At 42.2% G+C, this 11,577-nt stretch carries 12 protein-coding genes; 3 read left to right on the top strand and 9 right to left on the bottom strand.

All coding sequences use genetic code 11. From position 1 onward, the window contains the following. A partial coding sequence (locus ABIX36_RS20220) for an AraC family transcriptional regulator (protein ID WP_348083985.1) occupies positions 1–439 on the top strand: 439 nt, incomplete at its 5' end. Positions 440–576: 137 nt separating this feature from the next. After that, positions 577–957, top strand: coding sequence for an MmcQ/YjbR family DNA-binding protein (locus ABIX36_RS20215; protein WP_348083984.1), 381 nt, complete (start codon positions 577–579; stop codon positions 955–957). A 147-nt stretch (positions 958–1,104) separates the two neighbouring features. Here the strand turns inward: ABIX36_RS20215 and ABIX36_RS20210 are convergent, their stop codons facing one another. Then, positions 1,105–1,836, bottom strand: a complete 732-nt coding sequence (locus ABIX36_RS20210; protein ID WP_348083983.1) for an SDR family oxidoreductase — start codon at positions 1,834–1,836, stop codon at positions 1,105–1,107. 113 nt (positions 1,837–1,949) lie between these two features. Continuing rightward, entirely contained in the window at positions 1,950–2,867 is a 918-nt protein-coding gene (locus ABIX36_RS20205) for a helix-turn-helix transcriptional regulator (RefSeq protein WP_348083982.1), read from the bottom strand. 392 nt (positions 2,868–3,259) lie between these two features. Between ABIX36_RS20205 and ABIX36_RS20200 the strand changes: the two genes are divergently transcribed. Continuing rightward, positions 3,260–3,880: a TetR/AcrR family transcriptional regulator gene (locus ABIX36_RS20200; protein ID WP_348083981.1), complete on the top strand. Its 621-nt coding sequence runs from the start codon at positions 3,260–3,262 to the stop codon at positions 3,878–3,880. A 29-nt stretch (positions 3,881–3,909) separates the two neighbouring features. On the opposite strand, the gene ABIX36_RS20195 is transcribed toward ABIX36_RS20200, so the two are convergent. From ABIX36_RS20195 to ABIX36_RS20165, 7 genes are all read right to left on the bottom strand, one after another. Continuing rightward, entirely contained in the window at positions 3,910–4,308 is a 399-nt protein-coding gene (locus ABIX36_RS20195) for a glyoxalase (RefSeq protein WP_348083980.1), read from the bottom strand. A gap of 11 nt (positions 4,309–4,319) precedes the next feature. After that, positions 4,320–4,769 carry an SRPBCC family protein gene (locus ABIX36_RS20190; protein WP_348083979.1) on the bottom strand — a complete coding sequence of 150 codons (450 nt, stop codon included), beginning with the start codon at positions 4,767–4,769 and terminating at the stop codon, positions 4,320–4,322. Positions 4,770–4,811: 42 nt separating this feature from the next. Continuing rightward, positions 4,812–5,156 carry a DoxX family protein gene (locus ABIX36_RS20185; protein ID WP_348083978.1) on the bottom strand — a complete coding sequence of 115 codons (345 nt, stop codon included), beginning with the start codon at positions 5,154–5,156 and terminating at the stop codon, positions 4,812–4,814. A 128-nt stretch (positions 5,157–5,284) separates the two neighbouring features. Further along, positions 5,285–8,335: an efflux RND transporter permease subunit gene (locus ABIX36_RS20180; RefSeq protein WP_348083977.1), complete on the bottom strand. Its 3,051-nt coding sequence runs from the start codon at positions 8,333–8,335 to the stop codon at positions 5,285–5,287. 10 nt (positions 8,336–8,345) lie between these two features. Continuing rightward, the gene (locus tag ABIX36_RS20175) at positions 8,346–9,404 is read right to left on the bottom strand and encodes an efflux RND transporter periplasmic adaptor subunit (RefSeq protein ID WP_348083976.1); all 1,059 of its coding nucleotides are present in this window, start codon (positions 9,402–9,404) and stop codon (positions 8,346–8,348) included. Positions 9,405–9,463: 59 nt separating this feature from the next. After that, positions 9,464–10,825, bottom strand: a complete 1,362-nt coding sequence (locus tag ABIX36_RS20170; protein ID WP_348083975.1) for a TolC family protein — start codon at positions 10,823–10,825, stop codon at positions 9,464–9,466. Positions 10,826–10,877: 52 nt separating this feature from the next. Further along, positions 10,878–11,577: TetR/AcrR family transcriptional regulator (locus ABIX36_RS20165; protein WP_348083974.1), on the bottom strand; the 700-nt coding region annotated here is incomplete at its 5' end.

Here is an 11,577-nt window from a genome sequence, read left to right as displayed (position 1 = left end):
CAACATAGATATTTTAAGGGCTTTGCTGTACCTTATTTTAAGCCTACTGGGAAATTGCGAATTGAAAGCCCTTAAGAATTCAGAACAAAAAAAAATCATAATCATAAACCGGTATATTGAATCGTTTGCCAGTTTGGTGGATGCTAATTTTATGACCAAACGCGATCTTCCATTTTACGCGGATAAGTTATTTATTACAACCAACTACCTGAACAAAATAGCAAAAGAGGTTTTGGGATCATCAGCCAAAAAATACATATTAAATAAGACAATCCGCGAGTCCCAAAATTTACTCAGATACACTGATTTATCTATTGCAGAGATCAGTGATAAACTTCATATCGAAACGCCGTCTTATTTTGTGCGTATGTTCCGCAAACACACCGGTATGACACCAAAGGAATTTAGAAATAATTTTCATTCTGAAAAAACCGTATAATTTTAATTGTCCGGAAAAGTGATGCTTTAATCCTTATTAATATTTAAAGGCAAGAAAAACATTACCTAATTTAGGATTGGATGGCATTGAAACATTTTTGTCCAACCAGAATAAATTTCAAAAAAGAATTTACCGCAATGAATATCGAAGAATTTAGAGCATACTGTTTGTCATTTAAAGGGGCTCATGATAAAATGCCCTTTAACAAAGCAACTGCTGACTATGATAAAAACATATTGACTTTCAGCGTCATGGATAAGTGGTTTTGCTTTGTTAATATCGAAGAGTTTGATTTTTGTGATCTGAAATGCGATCCGGGAGAATCAAAACGACTTCAGGACGAATATGAAGGGATCACTCCAGGCTATCATATGAATAAAGACCATTGGATAAGTGTTCATTTTAAAAAGGATGTTCCAAAAAGCAAAATTGAATCTTTAGTACAGGATTCGTATGATTTGGTTGTTGCAGGGTTGACTAAAAAACAGCAGAAAGAGTTGGAGGAAAGTTCAAAATAACATGATGATCTATTTACTGATGCAAATATCAACAGCACGCGGGGGCATGCCATTCATGTTTTTACGGCTCTGAAATATCCGGGTAGATTAACCGGCATAGCTTAAATAAGTAGCTTCATATTTCCGGTATAAAATATGGGATCAGTTTTACCAAGGTAAAATCTCTCCCGCCTCCGAAAAAGTACCCGTCGATCCATTGTTATCCAGCAGGGCTAATGCTACGCCTGTTTTCGCACCGTCTTCAGGTGTAAGTGGTGCCTGATCTGAGCCAATGGATGTTTTAACCCAGCCAGGATTTGCTGCGTTTACTTTTATTTTAGTGTCGCGTAGTGCGTGGGCCAGAAAAACTGTAAACTGGTTCAAAGCCGTTTTTGATGCACTGTAAGCATATGGTTTTAAAGCGAACAGCCAATGAGCTTCATCCAGGTGAACACCGAAAGAACCGGAAACACTGCTGATGTTTACAATACGCCCCGCCTTGCTTTTTTTGATCGCCGGTAATAAAGCCCGGGTCAGTTCCACAGTTCCAAAATAATTAATGTCGAACGTGTCTCGTAGGGTTTGTAATGGAACAGTTTCGGTGTTGTTTCCGAACCATTCGCCGTCTAAAAATACGGCTGCGTTGTTGACCAGGATGTCCAATACGCCGTATTCGCTTTCAATGTAGCCTTTAACGTTTTCTATATCTGCCGAATCACTGATGTCCAGTTTTACATAGGTGGCATCTAACGATAATTCTCGTAACACTTTTTCAGCCTTTTTTCCTTCAGTTTCATTTCTTGCACCTAATAAAACCTTGATGTTATGTTGTGCAAGTTGTTTCGCTGTTTCAAAACCAATGCCTTTATTGGCACCGGTCACTAATGCTATCTTTGTCATTTTAATTTGTTTTAATTAAAGAACAAAAGTAAAATGAATGGCTCGATGGAAGGTAGCGCATACAAAACCAATCCTTATAAAAATCAAACCTTTGTGTCATCAGAAATAGAACCTTAATGTGATTTTGACTTCCGGTAATCCGTGGGAGAGATTTTTGTTAGCTTTTTGAAAAACGTGTTGAAATGAGACGGTTCTTCAAAACCCAGTGAGTAAGCGATCTGGGCAATATTCCAGTTGGTAAGCTTCAATAGAATTTTTGCTTCCTGACCAATTCGTGAATTAATAATATCGCTGACGGTTCTTCCTTTTGCAAGCTTTACCTGGCGATTTAAATAATTGGGATGAAGTGACAAATGACCTGCAAAATCACCCGCAGTTTTAAATTTGACAGCATCATTGGGAGTTTCGATCGGAAATTGAGATTCCAATAATCTGATAAAAGAACAGGCTATCTCTTCGGTCGTATTGTTTGTTTTGATATATGATTTTACAGGATCAAGCTTCTGAGCATTAAAGATAAGTTCTAATAAATAGGTGCGCTGTAAACTGTCTTTATAGGCACTTTTGGCAAGGTTCTCATCAAAAATTTTCATATAAATCTCGATGAACTTCTCCGTTTGTTTTTCTGTAAGAGAATAAATATTTTGTCTGCCGGGTTTGTATATTGGAAATTCCAGCAGACGGTAACCGGTATTATTCTTAGTGATGAATTCTTCCTTGAAGACACAGCTTAAGCCTTTATAGGTTCCATCCATTCCCTGAATGCCAAATGGAATTTTGGAACTGGTAAATATTAAAGAATTTCCTGATAGATCAATATTTTTATCCTCAAACTCCAGGATATAATCCCCTTGCAATAACGTAGCGGTGTAGAATGCTTTTCTGGAATATTCAAAAGGAAATAATCCGTTATCATAATCAACTTTGCTCAAATCAAGTATTTCGAAAATGGATCCTTGCGTGGATGATTCTCCTAATGAGAAGTTGTCAATGTTTTCAAGTATTGAGATCGTCTTTGTTATGTTTTCCATTTGATTAAATATTAAGAATAGGGTAATCTATATTCATTAAATCTTCTCTTTACTGATGATGATCTTAAAATCAATTCCTAAAAATTTTTGATTTGATTAAAAAAAGACAACCTGAATAATAGCGCCTCTTTAAGGAATATTTCTTTTCGTAAGGTAAATTTAATAAAAATAGCACTCATTTATTCTACTTAGATTTACAGTTAATTCAAAACCAAGCGAAAACATAACCGAACTTTCATCGTTGAACGTATAGTTCCGTCGGTATTTAGGCATAGATCAGAGACTTATTTATACCTACCGCTTTTCTGCCTGATCGCCGGGCATTTTTATAAATTCAAGTACCTGACCAGGAGACAAGTGGTCAGATTGATTTCGTAAATTCTTTATCAGTCATGACTGATAAAGAACAGACCAAGCGTAAACTGATTGCCGCGGTAGCCCATATTTTCCGGACTGAAGGTTATGCCGGTCTCGGGGTCAATAAGGTCGCCAAACTTGCCGGCGTCAGCAAAAAGCTGATATATCGTTATTTCCGCAGCTTTGAACGGCTTGTGGAAGCCTATGTGATAGAAACAGATTACTGGATGCAGTTTTCCGGTGAATTACGCCAACTGACCGTTCCAAAAGATATGGACGGAACCAAACGCCTGATCAGTCACATCTTAAAAAATCAGTTTCTTTATTTTCAGGCGGACAAGGAGATGCAGCAATTGATTCTTTGGGAGCTATCCAGTAACAGCGACCTGATGCGAAGTATCCACCGGACAAGGGAAATGATGGGCCAGCAGGTATTGGAAATGGCAGACCCCTACTTAAACAAATCTTCAATTAATTTCCGGGCTATTGCCGCTTTAATCGTCGGAGGTATATATTATACAATTTTGCACACGCGGTATAATGGTGGGTTGTTTACCGATCTCGACTTATCTACTGACACCGGACGTGAAGATATCCTGACGGCTATCGACCAACTGGTCAATATAGCCTTCAATGGTGGGCAGAGTAAAGATTAGCTCACTTTATAATATTTTGGTCGCACAACTCATAGCCCCAACACCCACCTCACATCAAAAGCATCGGTCACTTCAATCAGGCTATCTTCATAGTTTCTCGTTACTGCACTACAGCGGTCAGAGCCTAATTTCTCAAGCAGTGCCCTCCTGTCATAAATATTTTTGCAGGGCAGGAAAATGGAAAGGTAATTTCCAATTTTTCTGCCCTCGTTGTGTACCAGATCCGAGCCGTGAATGACTATACAAGGTGAAACCAGGGAACCATGAATTACAAGTGTTTCTCTGTAACCGTGTAATTCATGGTCGAAAGTTTCAAAATGCAGCATGCCGCCAAAGCAGGTCTGGTAAAAAGTAAGCGCTTTTTTGCAATTCCCGGAAAACGTGATGAAAATCCCGCCTGTTGATCTGTCATTAGCTTCAACTAACATGGTACAATAAATTATGCATCCGGTATTTCGGGTTCAACCAGCTTTTTCAACTTTTCCAGAGACTCCTGCCAACCCAAATAGCACATTTCAGCCGGTATTACCTCAGGAATACCGGTTTGTACTATTTTAAGTTCTGTACCGCAGGAAACCTTATTCGGCCATACGGTAGTTACCATTTCCCCGGGTAAATTGGGGTCGTCGAATTTTTCACGGTACTTAATGAATTCAATTGGTTTTATCTCTAAATACTCGCCACCAAATGAATGAGCGTTACCGGTACCGAAATTAATAAAGCTCATATGGAATTTGCCTCCTGCTTTAAAATCCATTTCATGAACCTGGCATACAAAACCATAAGGGGGCAGCCAACTGGAATGGGCTATCGGGTCTGCAAAGGCGCGAAATACCTTTTCAGGAGTTGCCTTAATTACCCTGTGTAACGAAACTGTGTTATCTTTCATCTTTTTTAATTTTATGATTTATCAATTATCTTTCCTAAACCTTCATGCTAAACTTACCGATGGTACGACCGGCTGTTCAGTTACTTTGCCCTGATCTCTGGTTTTATTGTTATACAGGTAAGAGACGGCAAGAATGCCCAGGATTGCTAGTGGCAGTAACATAAACCCGATATTTCGATCTACGCAGGCATGACTGATAGACGCATAGATCAGGTTAAATGTTAATCCTGCATATGCCCATTCCTTTAACTTTGCCGGGGTCTGAGGATAAGAGATCGCTATTACGCCAAGCACCTTGCAAATAATTAGTGTGTAAGCAAAGTAATCAGGATAGCCTAAAGGTTTTGTACCTGCATTTACATATTGCGGTGCAATCCTTTTCGGCACATACTATTCCTCGCTTTATGCGAACAAATATTAAAAATGTGTTGTTTATCAGTTTCTTGAAGCGTGTTTCTTACAGTTCCTAAAAAACACGCTTTCATTTCCATCTGATTGGCTCTACTTAATTTAAATTAGTCATTGTCAATGCTTGGTGGGATCAGTTTATACATCACCGGCGTTACAATTCTTGATAGTATGGTAGAACTTATGAGTCCGCCAATTAATACAATAGCCAATGGCGCTATCAACGGATTAGGGTTCAGGGCAATTGGAAGTAATCCGCAAATTGCAGTTACAGAAGTAAGTACTACCGGCAGAAAGCGGGTTTCGCCGGCCATCGCAATTGCTTCGTCAATACTGTGCCCCTCAGCCCGCAGTTGGTTAGTAAAATCAACCAGTAACAAAGAGTTTTTAACCTGGATACCTGATAAGCCAATGAAGCCAATGATAGAAACCAGTGACATCGGGTTGCCGGTCAAGAGTAGAAACACCACTCCACCAAGTATACCCAGCGGTATAATCGACAGCACAATGATGATCCCTTTAAAAGTTTTGAATTGCAACAGCAGAACGCCGATGAAAAGGAAGGTGCTCAATATGATCACTGACAGGAAGTTACCCCCCAAAGCATCGCCTTCAGATTCTGCCTCGCCCGATAATTTGTAATAGTAGCCCGGCGGCATTTTCAATTTATTCAGTTCGGGAACGATCTCTTTCAATACATCATTGGCTAACACACCTTCTTTAGTCAGGGATGTTACTTTCGCAAAGCGTGATTTATTGAAGTGATTGATCGCTGTGGGCGAGGTTTCAAATGAGATGGTAGCGATCTGATCCACCAGTACCGGGGTGCCTTTTACGTTGTTTACGTACAGGTTTTTTAAAGCATCCAGGTTAGAAAATTTATCTCTCGGCAAGGTGATCACCACGTTACGCGCATCGCCCCGGTCATCAATATAGTCACCCACGTTTAATCCTGCTACGGCCATACGTACCACTTTGTCTATGTCGCTGGTCAGCACACCCAGGGTACGTGCTTTCTCTTTATCGATCTTTATCTTAACATCCGATTTGTAGCTGTTCAGCTCGTTATTGACGTAAAAAGTTCCGGGATTCTTTTTCAGGATGTCTTCCACTTTAAAAGAAAGCTCCCGGATCTTATCCTGGTCATCTCCAAATACCCTCACCACAATGTTGGCTTCGATCGGCGTTCCCTGTTCAAAATCTTTCACTTCGATCCTGGCATACGGCATATCATTAAATTTCTTTCTGAGTTTTTTGATCAGTTCTGTTTTTTCCGCGGGTTTAGCCTCTTCATCCAGTTGCACAAATACCTGGGCAAAATCGGGCTTTATATCTTGTTGATGCACATTATAATAGATCTGGGGGTTGCCTTTGCCTACGTTCGAAGTGTAATAAACGATCTCCTTGTGTTTCTTCAATTCACCTTCTACCAGTTTAGTCACCCGGTCACTCTCCGGGATATCGGCCTGCAGGGGCAGTTTGATATTGATCAGGAACATCGGCTTTTCTGAAGTGGGGAAGAGTTTGAATCCGGCTAATGTAAACAGGAAAAAGGCCAGCACACTTAAGGCCAATGATATTCCGATGGTGACTTTTGGCCATTTTAAGGCAAGTGGCATCACCCGTGCATAAGATACCGTCAGGAAACGTTGTAGGTGCTTTAAGAAGAAATTGCCCTCTCCATGCGTATGCGTTTTTAGCATCCGGCTGCCCAGGAAAGGGACAAGCGTTAAGGCAACGATCATAGAAGCCAGTACACTGGTCATCACGGCCATGGGCAGGCTGCGGATAAATTCACCGGCCATATCTGGTAAAAAGGCAAGCGGCAAAAACGCAATAACCAAGGTTGCTGTACAACCAACTACTGCCGCACCTATCTGTTTAGTTCCTTTCAAAATGGCATCCTTACGGGAATGGCCTTCCCTGAGCCAGCGCTCGATGTTCTCTACTACAACGATACTGTCATCTACCAATAGACCCAAGGCCACAACCAAGCCTACAATGTTGAGTTGATTTAACGAGTACCCCAATAAATTCATGGCGATAAGACCCAAAGCCAAAGAAAGTGGAATCGAGATCATCACGATCAATGAGGCCCGGAAGCCTAATGGTAACAGTGTGACCACCACTAAAAGTATTGCTAATCCAAAATCGAAACCCAGGTGGCCCAAACGCTCAGATACCATATTGGCCTGGTCGAAGTTTTTGACCATGCGGATATTCTCCGGCAGCGTTTTGCCAAATTCCTCCAGCACAGGTAAAAACTCTTTCTGTACGCTGGCAATGTTCACATTGTCTTTCATGCCTGCCGTAACCAGGATAGCACGGTGCCCGTTCAAACGGGTAATATGGTTGACAATGCCGTCCTTATAACTCACATTGGCCACATCTTTCAGATAAATGATCTTCCCGTTTGCGTTGTAGATAACCGTATTGGCAACATCGTCAACGTTCTTAAACTTGCCGCTGGTCTTCACATTAAAGATCTTGCTATCCAGATTAATACTTCCACCGGGGATATCCGCAGCTTCGCTTTGCAAGCTGCCGATGACCACGTTAAGCGGTATTTTCAACTGGGCCAGTTTATCCAGCTGCATATCAATGCGGATCTCCTGCTCAGGCATCCCGAAATATTTCACTTCTTTTAGGTTAGTTATCTTTTCTAAGCGCGTTTTCAGGATGTCCGCCTGATCGCGGAGTAATTTACCGGAAGCGTTATCTGAGACAAGGGCAACCTGCAATACTTTTACATCCGAAGAAGAAACCTTTTCTGTTTTGATCAGGTAGATATCCTTGGGAAGTTCGCTGTTCTTTAAGGCGTTGATCTCCGTGGATATTTCCTGGTACTTGTTATCTACATCCACGCCGTATTTAAACTTTGGTTGGATAACTGCCACACCATCCTCCACCGTAGTGAGGATCTTTTCAATGTTTTCAAGCCCATAGATCTTGTTTTCAATAGGTTTAACTACCTGCTCTTCCATATCCTTGGGGCTGGTGCCAGGATAAATAACGGTAATGATGTATTGCGGAGGATGGGTTGTAGGGTCTTCCGAACGGGGCATGGTAAATAGCGTAAGTACGCCAACCACGGCAACCAGAAGGAATATGATCAGTGTGAACTGATAATTTTTAACGGCAAAATTTGTGATTTTCATAACTATGGCCTTACTTGATGATTTTAATAGTAGACTGTTCGTTGAGGTAGGCGCTATTCGAGATCACGATCTGATCTATGCCTTCCAGTTTATCCTTGAGATATACATTCTCGTTATCGAACTTCAGGATGGTAACCGGGACTCTTTTGACTTTGGTCGCACTGATGGTGGTAAATACAAAGCCCTTATTCCCGTCAGCTTCTACCAATGATCCGTATGGGATCACCATCACGCTTTCATCCTGGTGGGTAGCTATTTCGGCTTTGCCAAACATGCCCACCGCAGGCTTTACGCCATTTAAATTCAGCTTTAACTCTATCTGGAAAGAGCCAAGTTCACGGTCTGCGGCCTGCGACTTACGAAATACTGTGGCGTCGAACTGTTGACCGACATAACCATCCAACGTTACTTTGGCGGTCTGTCCCGGTTTAATAATGGCCCATTCACGATCCGTTACACCAACCTTTAGTGAATAACTGTTGTGCTGCTCGGTAGAATTGATGAGCAGCACCGGCATACCTTCGCCAATCACTTCGCCTTCATTTGCTATCTTCTTACTGACAAAACCGTCAGACGCTGCATATATTTTAGAATAGCGATCATTAAAAGCTACCGCCTCCGTAGATTTTTTAGCAACATCCAAAGCAGTTTTAGTATTCTGCAATTGCTCTAACGTGTAAACGCTGTCTTTGTAAAGATTCATGGCACGGCTGTAATCGCGTTGTGCTTTTTCCACAGCAAGATTCGATTGCGCCAGGCCGGCCGAAATTTCAGTTGAGTTGAGTGTTGCCAGCAATTGGCCTTTTTTAAAGAACTGGCCTTCCTGTACCAGGATTCGGCTAATCACACCGCCTATCTTGAAGGAATATTTGGCTTCATCTTCTGTGCTCACCAGCCCGGTGACACTGATCTGGTCGGGTACGCCTAATACGGAAACCGATGCTGTTTTAACGGGGATGATATCCGGCTCACCCATGGCATTTTGTTCGTTGTGTTTTCCTTTGCAGGCTGCCAGCAGCGTTACGGCGATTGTTGCTATGGCAATGCTGAGTAATTGAAAGTTTTTCATGATTGTATGTTTTTTTAAGGTATTCAAGAACCCTTCGGGATTTTTCATGATTTTGTTTGTTATTGAATAGTGAAACTGGCGTTAGCGCGTTCGATGGCCGTGTAGGCGATCCAGGTGTCGTAAAGGGCGATATTGGTGTTAAGTTGTGCATTTATCCACTGGTTTTGGGCATCCAGCAGTTCGATGTAGATAGCTAATCCCTGTTTGTACAATTTCAGCATATCACCGTAATAGGTCAGGCTGGTTTTTAATTGAGATTGGGCGGCTTCATATTGCGCAATAGCGCTTTGCATACCGGCCTGCCGAACCTTCAGTTCGGCAAGCAGTTGTTGCTGCACATAATCGGTTTGGGCTGCCAGGGCTTCGCGGTCGGCAATCGTCTGCTTTACCCGGTAATTGTTTTTCCCGGAGGAGAAGAGGTTCCATTCCAGCGATACGCCCAGTAAATAATAACGGCTTTGGTTGTTGAACTTCCAGTCGAAAGCCTGCGAGCCCAGGTCAAGAAAGGTGCCTACTTTGGGGATGAGGTAAGATTTGGCCATCCCTGTCAGGTTGCCGTTAATGTCTTTGGCGATCCGCAGCTTGGATAATTCTTCCCTGCCGCTGATATTAGTTCCAAGCAATTGTTCCCTGCCGGGTAGTTCCTTAATGTCATCTAACAGGATGCTATCTGTCAGCGGGCGATTGATCAGGAAGTTAAAATAGTATCGGGCCGATTCCGCGGTTTTCTTTGCGCCGATGAGGGAAGCATTGATCCGGGACACTTCGTTCTGGCTTCTCAGCACAACGGTGCGGTTTACTTTGCTGTTATCATATAGCTTGGTATTGATCCTTTGGCCTTCTTCAACCAGCTTTAGGGAGGACTCATAGATCCCGGTAGCATAAACGGCTTTCGAATAATTGTAATAGGCCGTTTTGATCTCTTTCACCAGTTCGCGTTTGTAAAGCAGCACTTCTGTTTTTTGCATATCCACCTGCTGCACTTTGATCCGTTTATTGTAGATCAGCTCTGCATTCAAAATGGGAAGGCTGGTACGGATCTTAGCATCATAAAAATTATCCGGGTTAAGCTGGATGCGCTGGTTTTGAAGTTGCGGAAAGGCATTACTGCCGGTCAATTTGTTCAGCGTGGAGTAAACCCCATTAAACAGATCACCGGTCGGGAAATCTATCGTACGCCCGCCGTCGGCTTTCGTGTAGGTGGTCGAAAAGGTTACGTCGGGCAGGAACATGCTTTTCGCTTCCTTCAACGCATAGACATTCTTTTCGAGCACAAAATTCTGCTGTTTGATACTCTGGCTGGATGTAAGCCCTTCGCGGATGTAATCATCCAGCTTACTTTGGGCTTTTACTGATGGGGCGGCCAGCAAGGCGGCGCCGATCAATAAAAGGAGGCTGTTTTTTTTAATTTGAAAATTCATTTTTAATCATCGTTATAAATTTAAACACCGTTCAGTATATAGTTAAAAAAAGTTAACTTTTTTCAAGCAGCGTTACAAAACACTCGTAGCCGTGCTCCATCAATTCTTCATTCGTTTTACCTATAAAACTCGTGGTACGGTCCTTGTAGAACAGGGCACAAATGCCATGGACCGTAGAAAGTATCATAAAGGTAAAATACTCCGGGTCCATTCCACTAAATCTACCTTTAGTCTGGCATTCTTTAACCACATTAAGTAAGTGACTTATTGCTTCCTGTGCGATCTGAAAACCGCCCGACTGTTGGCTTTTTGTTGGTTCTTCCACAATAAACATCAGGTTGTAGTAATCTTTGTTATCCTGTGCGAATTGAATAAAAATGCGCCCCACGGCTTTTAAACGTTCAAAAGGATCGGCAACTTTGTCGAGCACCTTCAACTGGCTAAGCAACAACCTAAACCCTTCTTTGTGCAACTCCTGGAATATCTCACCTTTATCCTTAAAATAAAAATAAAGCGACCCAGGGCTGTAATTGATCTCACTGGCAATATTGCGCATACTCGCCTGTTCGTAACCTTTGGCTAAAAATATTTTACGCGCACCATTTAAGATCCGTTCGTGCATTTCCTGGAGATTCTGATGAACCAGACCACCTGATTCCGGGGCAAGCTGACCACCAATTCCGGGGCAAACTGACCAGGGGATTCCGGGACAAACTGACCACCCTCGACGTGTAGCAAATGCTGTAGAAGCA

Origin of the sequence: Mucilaginibacter sp. (assembly GCF_039925265.1) — a bacterium.
GTDB lineage: Bacteria > Bacteroidota > Bacteroidia > Sphingobacteriales > Sphingobacteriaceae > Mucilaginibacter.
The sequence above is the reverse complement of the archived record's forward strand: the minus strand, read 5'-3'. Positions and strand labels throughout refer to the sequence as shown.